Source organism: Paractinoplanes bogorensis (assembly GCF_018829635.1).
Classification (GTDB): Bacteria; Actinomycetota; Actinomycetes; order Mycobacteriales; family Micromonosporaceae; genus Actinoplanes; species Actinoplanes bogorensis.
Genome location: NZ_JAHKKG010000001.1, coordinates 966504 through 983965, shown reverse-complemented (window position 1 = coordinate 983965; position 17462 = coordinate 966504). Strand labels below are relative to the sequence as shown.

The window sequence follows — 17462 nt, the reverse complement described above, 5'->3', positions numbered from 1 at the left end:
CGAGGGAGACTGGAGACGTGGACAAGAACGTCGACCTCAAGGACTTCCTGCGCACCCGCCGGGCCCGGCTCACCCCGGCCGACGCCGGTATCGCCGACGAGTTCCCCGGCCGCCGGGTGCCCGGGTTGCGCCGCGAGGAGCTGGCCGCACTGGCCGGGGTGAGCGTCGACTACTACGTCCGCCTCGAACAGGGCCGCAACCTGAACCCGTCCGCCAGCGTCGTCGACGCGCTCGCCCGGGCCCTGCAACTCGACGACACCGAGCGGGCCCATCTGTTCGACCTCGCCCAGCCCCGGCACGTCCGCCGCCCGCCCGGCCCGCGCACCCAACGCGTACGGCCGACGATGTTCGGCATGCTCGAGGCCCTGGACGACGCCGCCTCCCCGGCCTTCGTCGTCGGCCGGCGCATGGACGTGCTCGCCGCCAACCGGATGGCGCGCGCCCTGATCTGCGACTTCAACGCGCTGCCGGCCGGGCAGCGCAACAAGGCCCGGTTCATCTTCCTCGACCCCGGCGCCCGCGATCTCTACGTGCAGTGGGACAAGGTCGCCGCCGAGACCGTGGCCATCCTGCGCCTGGACGCGGGCCGCCACCCCGACGACCCGCAGTTGTCGGCCCTGATCGGCGAGCTCTCGGTCAAGAGCGAACACTTCCGGCACTGGTGGGCCGAGCACCAGGTGCTGGTCCGTACGTCGGGCACCAAGCTGTACCGGCATCCGATCGCCGGCGAGATCACGATCGATTTTCAGGCCCTGCAACTGCCCGAAGACCCGGAACAGACCCTGTTCGTCTACACGGCCCCGGCCGGATCCCCGTCTCAGCAGGCACTGCGCATGCTGGCCAGCTGGAACGCCGCAGATCGATTGACAATCGTCCATGCAAAGGTTGGGGTGGAGAGCGACATCCTTCAATGAAGCAGGGGGTTCGATGTCCTCTCGTTCCCGATGGGTGGCGGTCCTCGCCGTCCTCGCTCTCACCCTCACGCCGGCCGCGCTCCCGGCCCAGGCGGCCGAAGCCGAAGATGAGCCACTCGGCGGTCCGGCCCTGGTCCGGATCCAACTGCCCGACGAGGCCGCGCTGCAGAAGCTCGTCCGGGACGGCGCCGACCTCGCGGCCCGCCCCCGCACCCAGGACGGCAGGGTACTGGTCGACCTGGTCATCGACGATCAGCAACTGGCCGCACTGACCAGCCAGGGCGCGGTCGTCCAGCAGGTGATCCAGCGCTCAGGTCAAAGCCCCGGCACAACCAAGAGCACCCGGCTGGCCGCCGACACGTTGCAGTTCCTGCAGGCCTACTGGTGGACGACCGGGGGCAAGACGTTTTTGCAGACGCAGGTGGCGACGACCGCAAGCGCCGACCCGGACGTCGAGATCACGGTCACGTGGCGGACGGCGGACGGCGCCACCGGATCGTTCCCCCTGGTGCGGTTCGAAGACTCGGGCGAGTACCAGTACCACTTCACGCTGCCCCGGGCGCTGCCCGCGAAGCCCGTCCAGGTGACCGCCACGAGCAGCCTCGGCGGGACGTCGCGTGCGATCACGCCGGCGGCCTGGCCGGGCGCGACGCCGCCGCCCACGCCGAACGGGTATCAGAAGGACTTCGTCGACGCGTACATGACGCCGGTGGACGTGCGGGCGCGGATCAAGCGGCTCGGCCGGCAGTACCCGAATCTCGTCGACGTCATCAACCTGCCCAACAAGACCCAGGGCTATCGCCGTACGGCGGTGGCCTACCTCGGCAATCCGGCCGCGGCCGCCGTGGTCGTCGAGTCGGTCAAGTTCGGTGATCAGGGCATGAACGGTGTCCAGGTGCGCACGGTCGATCCGGCCGCGCCGAACCGTCCACTGTCGGCCACGTACCGGGACCGGGTCTTGACCTTGACCTTGGCCACGGACAGTGGTGGCAAGGTGATCAGCACTACGGACGACGTGGCGGCCCTCATCACCGCACGTTATCCCCAGCGGTTCCGGGCCTTTGTCGAGGACGGCTCGGCGGGGCTTCCGATGCCGGCCACGAATCCGGTACGCCTCGACGACGGTCTCAAAGGCACCGAGGTCCCCAAGGCGCCGTGGACCGTGCAGGCACTGCGGATCGGCAAGGTCCGCGACGGGTCGAAGCCGGGCGTTCTCGCCTATTCGCAGGAGCACGCCCGCGAGTGGGCGACCCCGCTGGTGACGCTGGAGTTCGCCGAGCGGCTGCTGGCCAACTACGCAACCGACCCGGCGACGCGGGAGCTGGTCGATTCGGTGGACGTGTTCGTGATCCCGACGGTGAACCCGGACGGCGCCAACTACTCGTTCAACGACTACGCCATGCAACGCAAGAACCTCACCAACCACTGCACCGGCACATCGCGTGATCCTCGCAATCGTGACTCGTGGGGCGTCGACGTCAACCGCAACTACACCGTCGGCTCGTTCTTCGACGGCTATGTCGGGGCGAGTTCCAACTGCCTTTCCGGTACGTATGCCGGGACGGCGGAGCTGTCCGAGGCGGAGAGCCGCAACGTGATCGATCTGGCCCAGGCGCACCCGAACATCGGGCTGGCCATGAACGTGCACAGCTACGGCGGGTACTTCATGTGGCCGCCGGGCGCCTACCGGGCCGACGGCCGGGTCACGCTGCCGCGGCCGTCGATCGACGAGTCGAAGTTCTTCCTCGACAGCGCCCGGCGCATCGTCGGCGCGATCTCGGCCGAGCGCGGGACGGTGACGTGGCCGTCGTACACCGGGCCGGTGGCTGACGTGCTCTATTCGGCGGCCGGCAACTCGGCCGACCAGCTCTACTACGAGCTGGGGATCGACGCCTGGGACTTCGAGGTCGGCAACGACCGGTGGAACGAGGCGGCCCAGCGCTGGGACCCGGTCGGGTTCCAGCCGCCGTTCGCCGAGGCCCACGCCGAGTCGCAGGAGTACGCGGGCGGGCTGGTCGAGCTGGTCCGGGTCGCCCGGGACAAGGCGGCCGCCGAGCAGTAGGCCGGTAAGTGAGCCGCGGGGCACAGTCCCCGCGGCTCGCCATCGACCTTTAGTTGGTGTACAAATTATTTGTGCGGCAACTAACCCGGGAGGGCACGCGCATGGGCCTGCGGAAGTGGTATCACGACACGTTCGACGACTGGTGGTTCCGGTCATTGATCGGCCCGGCCCAGACCAAGGGGGCCGTGCAGGGCTGCGACGAGGGCGCCCGCGAGCAGTGGAAGCGGGACCTCGAAAACCGCAAGCGTTACACCCGTGAACAGCGGGAACTCAAGCGCCAAGCGCGGTCCTAGGGCGCCCTAGCGCTGCACGTCGGCTCCGGAGAGCGCGGCCAGCTCGGCCCGGTTGGGTGCGCCCTCGCAATCGCCGGGCACGGTCACCGCGAACGCCCCGGCCGCGATGGCCGTGGTCAGCCGCGCGTCGGCCGGCGCCCCGGCCAGCCGGTCGGCCAGATAGCCGGCCACGAACGCGTCTCCGGCCCCGACCGGGTCGACCACGGTGACCGGCAGCGCCGGCCGGGTCAGCCGGACGCCCTCGATCAGGGCCACGCAGCCCCGGCCGCCGTCCTTGACGATCACCTCGGCCGGGCCCAGCTTGGCCAGCTCGGCCGGTGCGTCGTCGGCCGGGACGAACAGCGCCGCCTCTTCGGGCGAGGCGAACACGATGTCGGCCCGCGCGACCAGGTCGCGCAGCACCGGCCCGGCGTCGAACCGGCTCCACAGCTTGGCCCGGTAGTTCACGTCGATCGACACAGTCACGCCGGCCGCGCGGGCCGTCTCGACCGCCTGGAAGACCGCCGCCCGGGCCGTCTCGCTCAACGCCGGCGTGATGCCGGTGACGTGCAGGATCGTCGCGCCGGTGAGCTCGGCCGCCGGCAGGTCGGCCGGGGCCAGCCGCGAGCCCGCGCTGCCCGCCCGGTGATAGTCGACCTGGGTGAACTCGCCCGACCGGCGGTGCCGCACCATCAGGCCGGTGAACGCCTCGTCGGTGACGGCCAGGGTGCGTACGCCCATCGCCGCGATCCGGGACGCGATCAGCGTGCCCGCCGCGTCCGGCCCGACCCGGCCCAGCCAGGTCGATTCGCCGCCGAGGCGAGCCACCCCGATCGCCACGTTGCTCTCGGCGCCGCCGATGCCGAACGAGAAGCCCTGGGCGTGCCCGAGGGGGCCGATGCCGTTGGCGGCCACCAGCCCCAGCGTCTCGCCGAGCGTGAACAGACCACTCATGAGCGGGCGAAAGCGACCGCGCTCACCGCGTGGCGGGCCCGGGCGGCCAGGCCGGTGAGGCTGCCCCCGGTGACGGCGTCGCCGACCAGCGGGCTGCCCAGCCCGACCGCCGAGGCACCCGCGAACAGGTAGTCGGCGATGTCTTCGATCTTGACGCCGCCGGTCGGCATGACCCGCACCTGGGGCAGCGGGGCGCGCACGTTGCGCAGCCAATCGGGACCGAGACCGGCCGCCGGGAACAGCTTGACCAGCGGCGCGCCGGCCTGGTGGGCGGCGTACATCTCGGTCGGGGTGGACGTGCCCGGATAGAACGGCACCGGCGACGAGCGCACCAGGTCGACGTCGAGCACCGGGGACACCAGGAACTCGGCGCCGGCGTCGACTGCGGCCTTGACGTCGTCGCTGCTGAGCACCGTGCCGGCCCCGACCGCCACCGAGTCGGGCAGCTGGCGCCGCAGCCCGGCCAGCGCGTCGAGGGCGCCGCTCGAGGTGAACGTCACCTCGATAGCGGTGATGCCGTTGCCGGCCAGCACTTCGGCGACGGCGGAGAAGTAGTCGGCCGTGGGGGCCCGCAGGATCGCGACGATCCCGCTGCGGATCACGGCTTCGGTCACGCTGTCTTCGGTCACGAATCCGATCCTGCCCGATCCCGCCGGGTCCATCCAGGGGCGGTGATCGAACGAACGCGTCCGTTGGGCGAGACCGGCGGCGCCGTCTCGATGCCGAGCTCCTCGCGGATGGACGCCTCGAACTGCTGCATGACAAGCGGGACCTGGGTCAGCAACTCCCGGAAGTGGATCTCGGGCTGCACCCCGATCACGGCGGCCGGGTTCATCTCGCCGTGCAGCTTCTGCAAAAGAACGTGGACCGCCAGGGCGGCGCTGCGCACCGGCCCGGAGGCGAGCAGGCGCACCTGCATCAGGGCCGGGCCGACCTCGTCCATGTAGACGAGGGCGGGCACCGGCTTCTCGCCCGCGTCGAAGGCGGCCCGCAGGCGGAAGAAGTCGCGCTCGAAAACGGCGAGCAGGGCCACGTAGGCCGTCTTGCGCTCCTCGTACCACCGCTTGGTGCGGCGCCGACGGCTGAGCAGATGGTCGTTGCGAGCGGACATGAATTGCACCGCGGCGGCTCCGGCCAGCGCGAACAGGGCAGCGATGAGGGGCAACCCCCACCACGGGACGTTAGACACGGGCTAACCGTAGCGACGCCGCGCCCGGGGTTCCCGGCGCGGCGCCCGATCGTGACCTACCCACCCCGTCGGGCGAGCGCAGCGTGGATGGCGCGTGACGCTTCGTCGTGCACTTGGGCCGCGGAGAGACGGGCGCCACGCCGGCGCAGGGCGGCCACACGATCGGCGCCGAGCCGCTCAGCCGCCGCCGCACGCGCCCGGTCCAGGCGGGCCCGCTCGGCCGGATAGACGTCGGCCGGCGGTAACGCGGCGTCGACCAGCACGGCCGTCTCGTCAGCGCCGGCCCGCACCAGCAGGACGACCAGGTTACGCAGGGCGGCGGCCCGCAGGGTGTCGTTGCCGACCCGCCGCCACAGCGCCAGGACGTCGCGGAACGCGGCCAGCGCGACCGCCGGATCACCGTGCCGGCTGCGGATCGCCACCGCCGCCGACTCGGCCGCGCCCCGGAACAACCGGTCGTCGACGCTCGCGGCGAGCTCGGCCGCCTCGGTGAGCAGCGCGAGGGCCCGTACGGGAAAAATGTCCCCCAACGTCTCCCCCAGCCCGTAGCGCGCCTCGGCTCGCGCGCTGGGGTTGCCGGACGCGTCGGCCAGATCGACGGCGGACTCGGCGGCCGCGATCCCCTCGGCGGCGTGGCCCGACCAGGCCAGCACCAGCGCCTCGCCGACCAGCCCGGCCACCCGGTGCACCGGCTCGTCGTCCATGGCCCGGTAGTGCGCCAGCGCCGTCCCGGGATCGCAGGACACCAGCGCGACGTCGCCCAGCACCTCGTGGACAGCCGAGCTGGGCCGGGTCGCCTTCGCGGCCAGCGCGCGGGCCTCGTCCAGATCGCCTCGCCCCCACGCGTGGGTGGCCGCCGCGGCCAGGGCGTCCGGGTTTGTCGTGGCCGTCCGGCCCCAGGCCAGCACCTCGTACTGCTGGCAGCGGTAGCCGTAGCGGTAGAGGGCGGCGGCCAGCTCCTCGACGTGGCAGTGGCGCGCGACGGCGAGGCGCAGATCGGGCAGGAGGGCATCCAGCTCCCGTACGGCCTCGGCCTGCCCCGGACCACGGAACTCCCGGTCGAGGCGCCGCACGGCGTCCAGCATCGCGTCGGCGTGCCGTCTCCACAGCGCTTCCCGGTCGCCGGCGAGCTGCTGGGCGGCGTACGTGCGAATCGTCTCGAGCAGCCGGAACCGGCCGTGACCGTCGCGCGCGACGAGCGACTTGTCGACCAGGGCGGCCAGCGTCGCCGCCACCGTGGGACCGGCGGCCACCGCCTCGGCCGGCCCGACCCGGAACCCGCCCGCGAAGACCGAGAGCGCGCCCAGCACCTCGCGTTCCCGCGCGTCGAGCAGCCCGGCCGACCACTCCACGACCGCGCGCAGCGTGCGATGCCGGGCGGCACCGGTGCGACGGCCCCGGACCAGCAGGTCGAGCCGGTCGTCGAGCCGGTCGCGCAGCTCCCCGACCCCGAGCGCCGCCGCCTGCGTGGCCGCGAGCTCGATGGCCAGCGGCAGCCGGTCGAGCCGCCGGACGATCTCCCCCACCGCGGCCGGTTCGGCGTCGACGCCCGCCCGTTCCCGGAAGAGCCGCGCCGCCGCACCCTCGTCGAGCGGCCCGAGCTCCAGCACCCGCTCGCCCTCCACGCGCAGCCGCTCCTGGCTGGTCACGACGATCCGTGCGCCCGGCATCGCCTCGACCACCCGGGCCGCGAGCTCGACCACGTGCTCGCAGTTGTCCAGCACGACGACATCCAGCTCCCGGGCGTGCCTTCCGATCAGCGCGTACGGATCGTCGAGCGGCCCGGCCCGCGCCCCGACCCCGACGAGCACGGCGGCGAGGAAGTCCCCGTCGGTCGCGTCGATCCAGGCGCCCGCCCGCACGGTCTCCCGCACGAGCCGGGTCTTCCCGACGCCGCCCGGCCCGACCACGGTGACGAGCCCGGGTTCGCGAAGCAGTTCGGTCAGGCGCCGCTGCTCCTCATCACGGCCGAGCAGACCCTTTTCCCGTACGGGTCCACGCGCCAGCGACGTCTGCAGCGCCCGGACCCTCTCCGACGGGTCGAGGCCGAGCCGCTCGACCACCGCGTCCGCGTGCCGGCGCAGCGTCTCGAGCGCCTCCCCGGCACTCGCCTGCATCCGAGCCAGCGCGACGGCGCCGCCCTCCCAGCACGGATCGGCCGCCGCCTCGGCCCGCAGGCGCTCACCCGGTTCGACGGTCAGCAGGGCGTCCCGATAGCGGGCGGTGAGCCGCTGCGCGTGCCCGCGGAACGGCTCCCGATCGAACTCCGGCAGCGGAGCCCCGCGCCAGAGCGCGATCGCCTCGTCCACACTGCCGTCTCGCAGCAGGCGCTCGAACGTACGGACATCAGTGTCTGTCCCGTGTAGGCAGTAGCCGGCCGGGCCGAGCGTGATCAGGCCAGGCTGCTTCAGGGCCGCCCGCAGACGGGCCACATGGGACTGCAGACTGTTGCGGGCCGAGGGCGGCGGGTCGTCGGGCCAGAGCGCGCCGGCGATCGCCGTCACGCCGACCGGCCGCCCGGCGTGCAGCGCGAGGAGCGCCAGCACGATCCGCTGGCTGGCGCCGGCCACCACGACCGGCCCGTCGTCGCCGTCCACCGCGAACGGCCCGAGCATCCGCACGAGCACGCCGCCGACCCTACGACCGGGACCCGGCATCCGCGCTCACCAGGCCAGAAGCCGACAGCACGGTCAGGCCAGGGGCGTGGTCGGCTTGCCCTGCCGCGCGATCCGGATTGCTCGCATGATCAGTCCCGGGCTCGCGCGGCGCGCAGCAGGCCGACGACGGCGCCGATCACCCCCAGCCAGAAGGGCGCGGCCGCCGCGTCGGCGCCCCAGAAACCGGACAGGCACAGCACGGCGACGGCGTACGACAGCCAGGCGACCCACGTCGGCAGGGCGCGCGCCCGGTGGGCGATCCGCGTGGTCACGGCGATCAGGACCGCGCCCCCGACCAGTCCGCTGAAGCCGATCAGGCCACCGGCCGTGCTGAGCACGCGGGCGGTGGCCGGGTCAGGGGTGAACTCGCCGCGGGAGGCCCCGACCGCACTCGCCACGCCGAGCGAGATGCTGGTGATCATCAGCCCGCCGAGCAACGCCACCGCCGGCACGATCGTGTGGGTGAGCGGGTCGCCGCCGGACTGCCGGTCGAGCAGCCGTCGCAGTCCACTCGCGAACCAGAGCATTAGCGCGAGCCCCAGGCAGAGCAGCGGCAGCCCGACGCCGGCGGCGGCCTGCCGTGCACCGTCGTCGAGCCGGCCGGCGACCGCGGCGTCGGACAGGCCCGGTTCCTCGATGCTGGCCGTCGCGGAGATCGACAACCCGGCGATGAGCAGCACGACCGCCACGGCGCCGGCCCAGCCGGCGTGCTGGAGTGCTCGCGACTCAGTGCCTCGCCCAGTCGAAGCCATAGCCGCAGTTTGCGCCCGCTTCGGCCGGTCGGCGCTGTCCGATGCGCGACGGATCTAACGCAGTCGATAGAACCGCCAGAAGTCGTTCTCGATCGGCAGCACCTCGGGTGACTCGTAGCCGGCCGAACGCGCCCACGCCAGCAGCGTCGGCGCACGGAGGACAGTGCCGTTGGCGATCACCGGCTTCTCGGCCCGGGTAGCGGGCAGGCAGTGCAGCACGCTGAACGCGTACTGCATGCGCTCGATCTCCCCGGCCGGCGCGACGAACTCGTCCGAGACCCGCTCGTCGCCGATGAACACGCTACCGCCGGGGGCCAGCGACGGGCGGACCGCGCGCAGCACCCCGACCGGATCGCCCATGTCGTGCAGGGCCTCGAAAACGGTCACCAGGTCGTACTCGTCGCGGGGCGAGGACGCGGCGTCGGCCACGGCGAACGTCACCCGGTCGGCCACCCCGGCCGCCGCGGCTGCCGTCCGGGCGTCGGTGATCGAGTCCGGATCCAGGTCGATCCCGCGTACGGTGATCGCCGGATAGGCCCGGGCCAGCGCGACCGACGAGTGGCCGGCTCCGCAGCCCAGATCGAGCACCCGCGCTCCGGGCGTGGACCGCAGGCGAGCCTCGATCTCCGGTACGGCGGGCAGCCAGGTCGTGGTGAGCTCGTGGTCGAACATCGGACGGTTGAACGCCGCGATGCCGTGCCGGATGTGGCGGCCGTAGTCGGCGTACGGGATGCCCTCGCCGGTGCGGAACGCCTCGATCACCCGTGGGGTGAGCAGTCCGAGACCGACCGCGAACTCCCCGGCCGTACCCAGAAACTGTGGCCCGCCCTCGTCCAGCAACGCCTCGGCGGCCCCGGGCGCCAGCGCGAACTCCGCGGTCAGGAAGCCCGCGGCGGCCTGTTGTTCCAGCCACTCCCGGGCGTAACGCTCGTCGATCCCGGTCGCTTCGGCCAGCCCGGCCGCGTCGAGCGGGCCGTCCCGCAGGGCCTCGTAGAGACCCAGTTCCCGGCCCAGTTCGACGGTGCACAGCTCGGCCGCCCCGATCAACGCGGTGAGAAGACGCTCAGTCAGATTCATGCGTACGAGCGTGGACCGCCCCGCGTGCAGAACGCGTGCAGCGCGCTTGACCTGAACCGAGCTTCAACTTGCAGACTCCGGTGCATGAGAGCTGCCGTGTTCGACCGGTTCGGTCCGCCCGAGGTGCTGCACGTGGTGCACATTCCCGATCCGGTGCCGGGGCCGGGTGAGATACGCGTCCGGGTGCTGGCGGCCGGCGTCCAGCCGTTCGACGTCGCCGTGCGGGAGGGGACCATGCCGTGGGCCAAGGTCGAGTTCCCGCAGACGATCGGCCAGGAGTACGCCGGTGTGATCGACTCGCTGGGGGAAGGCGTACGGGATCTGGCCGTCGGTGACCCCGTGCTCGGGTCGACCATGCTGAACGGCAGTGCCGAGCTGGTCTGCGTGCCCGCCGCGAACGTCGTCCGCAAGCCGCACAACCTCGACTTCCCGACCGCCGCCGCACTGGTCGCCGCATCCCAGACGGCGAGTGGCGCGCTGCTCGAGCTGGGTGTCGGCGCGGACGACGTGCTGCTCGTGCACGCGGCCGCGGGAAGTGTCGGCACCGTAGCCACCCAGCTCGCCCGGCTGGCCGGCGCGACCGTGATCGGCAGTGCCGGCCCCGAAAATCACGAGCGCGTGCGCCGCCAGGGTGCCGTGCCGGTGTCGTACGGGAAAGATCTGGTTTCTCTCGTACGCGCTACCGGTCTGCACCCGACGGTGGCGCTGGACGGGGCCGGGGGTGAGGCGATCACGCAGTCGCTCGAGCTGGGCATCGCCCCGGATCGCGTCGGCACGATTGTCGACGACAAGACGGCGGCCGAGCACGGCACCCGCGTCGTGCGGGCCGGCCGAGACCCGGAACGGCTCGCCCGCGTCGTCGAGCTGGCCGCCCGCGGTGAGGTGGTGATGCCGGTGCACGCGTTCCCACTGGATTCGGTGGTCGAGGCGCACCGGGCCGTGGAGTCGCGTCACAGTCAGGGCAAGGTCGTGCTGCTTCTGGCCTCCACGAACAGCTGAATGCCGTCGAGCAGGCGGGCCAGGCCGAACTCGAAGAGCCGATCGAGGCCGAAGTCGAAGCCGTGCTCGGTCAGCTCGCGGAAATGCGTCAGCCGCCCCGCGTCGATCATCTCGGTGAGGGTGCCGGCCTGGGTCTCGAGCCACTGCTGATCGGTCAAACCCGTTTCCCGTACGGCCTCCCGCTCGATCTCCAGCGCCGAGGAGAGCCCGCGGACGAACGTGAACAGCATGATCTGCACGTACATCCGCTCCTCGGCGGTGAGGGTGGTGCGGTCGAACGCGGCCAGCACCCACTCGCTGAGCAGGATGCCGTTGGGCGCGGCCTGCGGGCGGGTCAGCGACATCGACGGGCCCAGCCAGGGGTGGCGCTGGAAGGCGGCCCACTCCTCGCGGGCACACAACTCGAGGCCGTCGCGCCAGTTCGGCGGGTGGCGCGGCGGCAGCCGGATCGTGCCGACGGCCACGTCGATCATGCCGACAACCAGGTCGTCGCGGCTCGGCACGTGCCGGTAGAGCGCCATCGTGGCCACGTCGAGCTCGGCCGCGAGCCGGCGCATGGTCAGTTCGGCCATCCCGTGCGCGTCGGCGATGGCCACCGCGGCCCGGACGATCCGGTCGCGGCTCAGCTCGTGCTCGCGCCGCGGCACCGGCCCGGCGACAACGGTGCCGGCCCCCGGGCGTGAGATGGTCAGCCCCTCGTCACGCAGGGCGGCGTGCGCCTTGGTCGCGGTGGCGATCGCGACGCCCCACTCGCGGGTGATCCCCCGGGCCGACGGGACCCGGTCACCCGGCCGCAGCTCGCCGGCCTCGATGCGCCGCCGGATCTCGGTCACGATCCGGCGGTACGGCGCCTCCGTACTAGTACGCTCATCGCCCATCACCCCACCGTACTAGAGCAATTTGCCGTCCTAGTACACGCGAATACACAGTACGCAGATGCGAATCCTCATCTCCGGCGGCGGCATCGCCGGACCAGCCCTGGCGTGGTGGCTGCATCGGGCCGGCGCCGACGTGACCGTGGTCGAGCGGGCACCCGGCCCGCGGCCCGGTGGCCATGCGGTCGACATCCGCGGGGCCGCCCGCACGGTGACCGACCGGATGGGCCTGATGCCCGCCGTCCTGGACAACCGCGTCGACGAACGCGGCTGGGCCCTGGTCGACGCGCGAGGCCGGCGGATCGCGACCATGCCGGCCGACCAGTTCGGTGGCGAGGGCATCGTGGCCGAGATCGAGATCGCGCGAGGCGACCTGGCCCGCGTCCTGCTCGACGCCACCGCCGCGTTCACCGACTACCGGTACGGCGATCGCCTCACCCGCCTCTCTCCGGATGACGACGGTGTGGACGCGACGTTCGCGAGCGGCGGCACCGAACGCTACGACGTCGTGGTCGGCGCCGACGGTGTCCACTCCGGAGTGCGGGCGCTGGCATTCGGTCCCGAGGCCGATTTCGTACGCCCCCTCGGCGGCTACGGTGCCCTCTTCTCGGTGCCCGATCCCGGCGACCTGGACAACTGGTTCGAGATGTTCAACGCCCCCGGCGGCCGGGTCGCGGGCCTTCGCCCCGAACGCGGTGGCACGGCCAAGGCCAGCCTGACGTTCCGCGCCGCGACTCCACCCGGCCGCACCGATCCACGGCGCCTGATCGCCGACCGCTTCGCCGGCGTGGGCTGGCGGGCACCGTCGCTGCTGGCCGCACTCCCCGCCGCCGACGACTTCTACTACGACTCGATCGACCAGGTCCACGTCGAACAGTGGTCGCGCGGCCGGGTGGTCCTGCTCGGCGACGCCGGCTATTGCGGGTCGCCGCTGGCCGGGCTGGGCACAAGCATGGCCCTGGTCGGCGCCTACATACTGGCCGGCGAACTGGCCACGGCATCATCTCCATCGGCCGCGTTCGCCCGGTATCAATCCGCGATGGCCGCCTACGTCGCCGACGGCACCCAACTGCCGCCGGGCGGCATGGCCGCCTTCGCCCCTCATTCGCGCCTGATGATCCGGATGAAGTCGCTGTCGATGCGGTCGATGAACCGGTGGCCGGCCCGGCAGTTGCTGGCCAAACATTTCGCCAAGGCCGAGGCCGTCACACTCCCGGATTACGACTGCATTACACGGTCATCCTGATTTCTGCTATCGCCGTGTTCTTCTGCTTCGGTGTCCACAAGGGTTTCCGGCATTCGACGGTCGGCGATCAACTCCGGAATGGGGCCGAAAGCGGTCGGCGGGGATGTCGCCGGCGAGTGTGGCTGGGCTTCAATGGCGTGTCCGATCCGCATTCGTTGAACGGAACTCGCATGACCAATCTTGTTGCCCGGACCGCTGTTGCTGTTGCCGTGACCGCCGGTCTGATCGGTCTCTCGGCGCCTGCCTATGCCGCGCCGAAGCCGGTCAAGTACAAGAACTGCACCGCCCTGAACAAGGTGTACAAGCATGGCGTCGCCAAGCTCGGCGGCAAGGACAAGGTGGCTAAGGGCGCCAAGCCGGTCACGAACTTCACCGTCTACACGGCCGTGTACAAGCTGAACACCAAACTGGACCGGGACAAGGACGGCGTCGCCTGCGAAAAGAAGTAACGGCGGGCTACGCGGCGGCCCGGTCGGCCGGGGCGCGGCGCCGGGCGGCGGTGGACTGCAGGGCCGGGGGCACGTAGGCCTGGTCGAGCGGGCCGACGTCGGTGCCGGGCGGGACGATCTCGTCGATCCGGTCCAGCAGGTCGTCGGGCAGAGTCACCTTGGTGCCGGCCAGCAGGTCGTCGAGATGGTCCATGGTGCGGGCGCCGAGCAGGGCGCTGGTCACGCCGGGGTGGGCGATCGCGAAAGCCACGGCCAGGTGGGTCAGCGGCAGGCCGGCCTCGTCGGCCAGCGGCACCAGCTGTTCGACCACGTCGAGGCGGCGGGCGTCGGACACGTGGGTGAAGAAGCGGGTCCGGCGCAGGTCGGTCTCCTGCCCCTTGCGGATGCGGCCGGTCAGCGTGCCCTGGCCGAGCGGGCCCCAGACGAGCGTGCCCATGCCGTATTTCCGGGCGGCCGGCAGCACGTCACGTTCGATGCCCCGATTGAGGATCGAGTAGGGCGGCTGTTCGGTGCGGAAGCGTTCCAGGCCGCGTCGTTCGGCCAGCCACTGCGTCTCCACGATGTCGGACGCGGGCAGGCCGGACGTCCCGATCGCGCGCACCTTGCCGCTGCGGACCAGGTCGGTCAGCGCCGACAGCGTCTCCTCGAGGTCGGTGCCGGGGTCGGGGCGGTGCATCTGGTAGACGTCGATGTAGTCGGTCTGCAGGCGGCGCAGCGAACCCTCGACCGCCTGCCTGATCCAGCGCCGGGAAGCGCCCTGCTGATTCGGGTCCTCACTCATCGGCCGGCCGAACTTGGTGGCGATCACCACCTGGTCGCGACGGCCCTGGAGCGCTCGACCGACGATCTCTTCCGATTCCCCGTACGAGTACACGTCGGCCGTGTCGATGAAGTTGATCCCGGCGTCGAGGGCCCGGTGGATGATCCGGATCGCGTCGTCGTGATCGGCGTTGCCGACGCCGAGCGCCGAACCGAACATCATGGCTCCCAGCGCGTACGGGCTGACCTGGATGCCGGTGCGGCCGAGCGGGCGGTACTGCATGGTGGTCTCCTAGGTTTCTCGGATGCCGTCGAGCAGCACGCCCACCATGCGGTCGGTGTAGGCGCGACCCTTCGCGGCGACGGGCTGGCACAGGAGGGCGACCGCGTAGAGCAGATCCCCGGCGTCGACATCGGGCCGGACGGAGGGGGCGGCGCGGTCGAGCAGACTTTGCAGGGCGGGCGCGAGGCGTTCGTGGAAGTAGCCGGGCAGGGCCTCGTACGCGGAATCGCCCGAATGCAACGCGGCGGCGAACCCGGGCTTGGTGGCGAGCAACTCCACGTAGGCCGCGAACCACTCCGCTACGGAAAGGGTCGTCGCCTGGAAGGCCAGGGCGTCGATCTCGTGCCGCAGCACCGCGACGATCAGGTCGGAGCGCTGCGGGAAGTGCCGGTAGAGCGTGCCCACGCCCACCCCGGCCAGGTCGGCGATCTCTTTGGCGGGCGCGTCGACCCCGGACGTGGTGAACACCGTCATCGCCGCTGTCAGCAGCGCGTCCATGTTGCGCTGCGCGTCCGCCCGTACCATCTCGCCACCCTGCCTAGATGCGGAAAGCCTTTCCGTTTCGAACCGTAGCACAGAAACGGAAAGGCTTTCCACCTACGTGGAGCTAAGCGGCGGGGACCTGCGGCAGGATCCAGTTCGTCAGGTTGCGGGGGTGCTCGGCCTTGCCGTAGTACCAGCCCTGGATCAGGTCGCAGCCCTGGTTGTGCAGCCAGTCGCGCTGCTCGGCGGTCTCGACGCCCTCGGCCACGACCCGGTGGCCCATCGCGTGGGTCATGGCCAGCACGGCCCGGACGATCGGCTCGTTGGTGCCGTCGCCGATCCGCGAGACGAACGAGCGGTCGATCTTCACGATGCCGACCGGCAGACGCTGCAGGTAGCTGAGCGAGGAGTAGCCCGTACCGAAATCGTCGATGCACAGCGTCACACCGAGCGCGTGCAGGGCGTTCAGGGTCAGCACGGCCGACTCGATGTTCTCCATCACGCCGGACTCGGTGATCTCGAGCCACAGCGCCGACGGCGGCAGACCCGTGTCGCGCAGCACCTCGTCGACGACGCGTACGAGGGAACTGTCCCGCAGCTGCCGTACGGCCACGTTGACCGAGACGTGCAGCGGGCGCGCGCCGGGCCCACGCTGCAGCGACCACTCGACGAGCTGACGGGCCGACTCGCGCAGCAGCCACTCGCCCATCTCGACGATCATGCCGGTCTCCTCGGCGACCGGGATGAACTCCATCGGGCTGACAAACCCCAGCTCGGGCGACTCCCAGCGCATCAGCGCCTCGAAGCCGTCGAGCTCACCGGTCGCCACGTCGACGATCGGCTGGAAGTGCACGGCCAGCTCGCCCCGCTCCCCCGCGCCGCGCAGGGCCTGCTCGAGGTTGACCCGGTCGCGCACCTTGTCGCGCAGCGTCGAGTCGAACAGGGCCACGGCGTTGCGTCCGGAACCCTTGGCCTTGTACATCGCGGTGTCGGCGTCGCGGATCAATTCAAGGGCGTGAGCTCCCCCGTACGACTTCACGAGTCCGATCGACGCGGATACCACCACGTCGCCGACGGACAGGCGGAACGGCCGGCCGAACTCCTCGAGCAGCCGCTCGGCCAGCGAGTCGGCCAGACGCAGATGCGACGGGCTGGCCAGCGCGACCACGAACTCGTCGCCCCCGATCCGGCAGACCAGATCTTCGGCGCGCACCTGGGCCGAGAGCCGGGCCGCCACGGCGCACAGCAGTTCGTCGCCGACCTGGTGCCCCCAGTGGTCGTTGACCATCTTGAACCGGTCGAGGTCGATGAAGAGCAGGCTGATCTCGAGCTGCTCGGCCGCCACCCGGTCACCCCAGGCGCTGACCGTCTCGGTCAGCATCTCGCGATTGGGCAGGTCGGTGAGCGCGTCGTGGGTGGCGCGGCGGCGGCTGGCCTGCTCGGCCCGGGCCCGGGAGTTGTTGGAGCGGACGACCCGGGCCAGCACGGCCAGCATCAGCAGCACGCTCAGCGCTGTGCGGATCAGGTCGTTGGCCAGCGTGCCGGACGGCATCATCGAGGTCACGGCCGTCGGCACCGACACGACCAGGCCGATCAGCAACAGCCGGCGGCGGCTCAGGTCGCTCACGACGATGTTCTGCGGTTCGGTGAGCGTACGCATCGACGGGTGCAACGCGGCGGCCGGAATCGCCACGAACATCACCATGAACAGTGTGTCCAGCGTGTGCGCCGAGATGTCGACCAGCTCGGCGTTGCGCAGCGTGTAGTAGGTGTCGCCGAGGAACATCGCGCTCGCACCGACGATGAGCAGCCACATCGCGGGCAGTCGCACGCCGCCGGCCAGCATCAGCTGGGCGACCAGCACGAGCAGCACCACGTCGAAGATCGAGAACAGCGCGTCGATCACCCGCAGCGGGCTCATGCCCGAGTTGGCCAGGGCCGGCTCGATGACGAAGGTCCAGACCAGGAAGGCCGAGGCCAGGCCGACCAGCACCGCGTCGATCCGGGCCGGGTCGTCCTCGGCCGCGCGCCGGCGCCGCAGCATCCCGGCGTAGGCGCCGCCGATGCACAGGTACGCGGGCAGAATCACCGCGTCCGGGATGAGCATCAGGGGCGTGGGCGGCGTCGCGTCCGTGCCCGGGAACACGATGCGGATGAGCATCGTGGCCACGAAGAGGTAGGCGCCGGTGAGGATGTACCGCCACGGCGCATGATCCTCGCGCGGCAGGAAGCGACGCGGTCCGGCGTGCAGCGCGAACAGGCCGAGCACCACGATCACCAGGGTCGCGGGCGATTGGGCCCACTCCGGGCCGAACGCCATCGTGACGAGCGCGAGCGTCCCCAGAGTCAGATGGATCCCGAAGCCATGCCGGCCCAGCAGGGAGCGCACGGCCGGGAATTTGTTCACGCCCTTCCATCGGCCACGCCGGGCCGCTCTTTAAAAGACAGACACGCCGGACGTTCGGTCAGGATGCATGGCTCTTCGACGGAT

16 protein-coding genes are annotated in these 17462 nt (G+C 71.5%); 6 read left to right on the top strand and 10 right to left on the bottom strand.

From position 1 onward, the window contains the following. The first annotated feature begins 17 nt into the window (after positions 1 to 17). The 3 genes from KOI35_RS04650 to KOI35_RS04640 all read left to right on the top strand — a co-directional run bounded on the left by KOI35_RS04650 (position 18) and on the right by KOI35_RS04640 (position 3269). Entirely contained in the window at positions 18 to 914 is an 897-nt protein-coding gene (locus tag KOI35_RS04650) for a helix-turn-helix transcriptional regulator (RefSeq protein ID WP_215784703.1), read from the top strand. 13 nt (positions 915 to 927) lie between these two features. Continuing rightward, a complete protein-coding gene (locus tag KOI35_RS04645) occupies positions 928 to 2976 on the top strand; it encodes a M14 family zinc carboxypeptidase (protein ID WP_215784702.1) in 2049 nt (682 codons plus the stop codon). A gap of 101 nt (positions 2977 to 3077) precedes the next feature. Continuing rightward, entirely contained in the window at positions 3078 to 3269 is a 192-nt protein-coding gene (locus tag KOI35_RS04640; RefSeq protein ID WP_215784701.1) for a hypothetical protein, read from the top strand. A gap of 6 nt (positions 3270 to 3275) precedes the next feature. On the opposite strand, the gene KOI35_RS04635 is transcribed toward KOI35_RS04640, so the two are convergent. From KOI35_RS04635 to KOI35_RS04610, 6 genes are all read right to left on the bottom strand, one after another. Next, entirely contained in the window at positions 3276 to 4202 is a 927-nt protein-coding gene (locus tag KOI35_RS04635; RefSeq protein WP_215784700.1) for a sugar kinase, read from the bottom strand. Continuing rightward, positions 4199 to 4831 (bottom strand): bifunctional 4-hydroxy-2-oxoglutarate aldolase/2-dehydro-3-deoxy-phosphogluconate aldolase, encoded by a 633-nt coding sequence (locus tag KOI35_RS04630; RefSeq protein ID WP_308120786.1) that lies wholly within the window; start codon positions 4829 to 4831, stop codon positions 4199 to 4201. Before KOI35_RS04630 ends, KOI35_RS04635 begins: the two co-directional genes overlap by 4 nt. After that, the gene (locus KOI35_RS04625) at positions 4828 to 5391 is read right to left on the bottom strand and encodes a hypothetical protein (RefSeq protein ID WP_215784698.1); all 564 of its coding nucleotides are present in this window, start codon (positions 5389 to 5391) and stop codon (positions 4828 to 4830) included. The genes KOI35_RS04630 and KOI35_RS04625 overlap by 4 nt, the downstream gene beginning before the upstream one ends. 56 nt (positions 5392 to 5447) lie before the next feature. Then, positions 5448 to 8018 carry an AfsR/SARP family transcriptional regulator gene (locus KOI35_RS04620; RefSeq protein ID WP_215784697.1) on the bottom strand — a complete coding sequence of 857 codons (2571 nt, stop codon included), beginning with the start codon at positions 8016 to 8018 and terminating at the stop codon, positions 5448 to 5450. Positions 8019 to 8137: 119 nt separating this feature from the next. Further along, a complete protein-coding gene (locus tag KOI35_RS04615; protein ID WP_215784696.1) occupies positions 8138 to 8800 on the bottom strand; it encodes a hypothetical protein in 663 nt (220 codons plus the stop codon). 54 nt (positions 8801 to 8854) lie between these two features. After that, complete coding sequence (locus KOI35_RS04610) at positions 8855 to 9877, bottom strand: class I SAM-dependent methyltransferase (protein WP_215784695.1); 1023 nt, start codon at positions 9875 to 9877, stop codon at positions 8855 to 8857. 84 nt (positions 9878 to 9961) lie between these two features. Between KOI35_RS04610 and KOI35_RS04605 the strand changes: the two genes are divergently transcribed. Next, complete coding sequence (locus KOI35_RS04605; RefSeq protein ID WP_215784694.1) at positions 9962 to 10876, top strand: NADP-dependent oxidoreductase; 915 nt, start codon at positions 9962 to 9964, stop codon at positions 10874 to 10876. On the opposite strand, the gene KOI35_RS04600 is transcribed toward KOI35_RS04605, so the two are convergent. Beyond that, the gene (locus tag KOI35_RS04600; protein ID WP_215784693.1) at positions 10834 to 11754 is read right to left on the bottom strand and encodes a TetR/AcrR family transcriptional regulator C-terminal domain-containing protein; all 921 of its coding nucleotides are present in this window, start codon (positions 11752 to 11754) and stop codon (positions 10834 to 10836) included. The two genes, KOI35_RS04605 and KOI35_RS04600, sit on opposite strands and share 43 nt — an antisense overlap. 58 nt (positions 11755 to 11812) lie before the next feature. Between KOI35_RS04600 and KOI35_RS04595 the strand changes: the two genes are divergently transcribed. After that, the gene (locus KOI35_RS04595) at positions 11813 to 12997 is read left to right on the top strand and encodes an FAD-dependent monooxygenase (protein ID WP_215784692.1); all 1185 of its coding nucleotides are present in this window, start codon (positions 11813 to 11815) and stop codon (positions 12995 to 12997) included. A 170-nt stretch (positions 12998 to 13167) separates the two neighbouring features. Next, on the top strand, positions 13168 to 13446 hold the full coding sequence (locus KOI35_RS04590; protein ID WP_215784691.1) for an excalibur calcium-binding domain-containing protein: 279 nt from the start codon (positions 13168 to 13170) through the stop codon (positions 13444 to 13446). A gap of 7 nt (positions 13447 to 13453) precedes the next feature. Here KOI35_RS04590 and KOI35_RS04585 read toward each other — a convergent pair whose 3' ends face one another. The 3 genes from KOI35_RS04585 to KOI35_RS04575 form a co-directional block, all read right to left on the bottom strand. Further along, a complete protein-coding gene (locus KOI35_RS04585; RefSeq protein WP_215784690.1) occupies positions 13454 to 14488 on the bottom strand; it encodes an aldo/keto reductase in 1035 nt (344 codons plus the stop codon). 9 nt (positions 14489 to 14497) lie between these two features. Continuing rightward, entirely contained in the window at positions 14498 to 15013 is a 516-nt protein-coding gene (locus tag KOI35_RS04580) for a TetR/AcrR family transcriptional regulator (protein ID WP_215784689.1), read from the bottom strand. Positions 15014 to 15095: 82 nt separating this feature from the next. Then, the gene (locus KOI35_RS04575; protein WP_308120784.1) at positions 15096 to 17360 is read right to left on the bottom strand and encodes a putative bifunctional diguanylate cyclase/phosphodiesterase; all 2265 of its coding nucleotides are present in this window, start codon (positions 17358 to 17360) and stop codon (positions 15096 to 15098) included. Positions 17361 to 17462: the final 102 nt, after the last annotated feature.

Coding starts and splice junctions, on each gene's coding strand:
- KOI35_RS04635 (WP_215784700.1), bottom strand. CDS start 4,202: ATGAGTGGTCTGTTCACGCTCGGCGAGACGCTGGGGCTGGTGGCCGCC.
- KOI35_RS04645 (WP_215784702.1), top strand. CDS start 928: ATGTCCTCTCGTTCCCGATGGGTGGCGGTCCTCGCCGTCCTCGCTCTC.
- KOI35_RS04600 (WP_215784693.1), bottom strand. CDS start 11,754: ATGGGCGATGAGCGTACTAGTACGGAGGCGCCGTACCGCCGGATCGTG.
- KOI35_RS04640 (WP_215784701.1), top strand. CDS start 3,078: ATGGGCCTGCGGAAGTGGTATCACGACACGTTCGACGACTGGTGGTTC.
- KOI35_RS04595 (WP_215784692.1), top strand. CDS start 11,813: ATGCGAATCCTCATCTCCGGCGGCGGCATCGCCGGACCAGCCCTGGCG.
- KOI35_RS04610 (WP_215784695.1), bottom strand. CDS start 9,877: ATGAATCTGACTGAGCGTCTTCTCACCGCGTTGATCGGGGCGGCCGAG.
- KOI35_RS04605 (WP_215784694.1), top strand. CDS start 9,962: ATGAGAGCTGCCGTGTTCGACCGGTTCGGTCCGCCCGAGGTGCTGCAC.
- KOI35_RS04580 (WP_215784689.1), bottom strand. CDS start 15,013: ATGGTACGGGCGGACGCGCAGCGCAACATGGACGCGCTGCTGACAGCG.
- KOI35_RS04615 (WP_215784696.1), bottom strand. CDS start 8,800: ATGGCTTCGACTGGGCGAGGCACTGAGTCGCGAGCACTCCAGCACGCC.
- KOI35_RS04585 (WP_215784690.1), bottom strand. CDS start 14,488: ATGCAGTACCGCCCGCTCGGCCGCACCGGCATCCAGGTCAGCCCGTAC.
- KOI35_RS04590 (WP_215784691.1), top strand. CDS start 13,168: ATGACCAATCTTGTTGCCCGGACCGCTGTTGCTGTTGCCGTGACCGCC.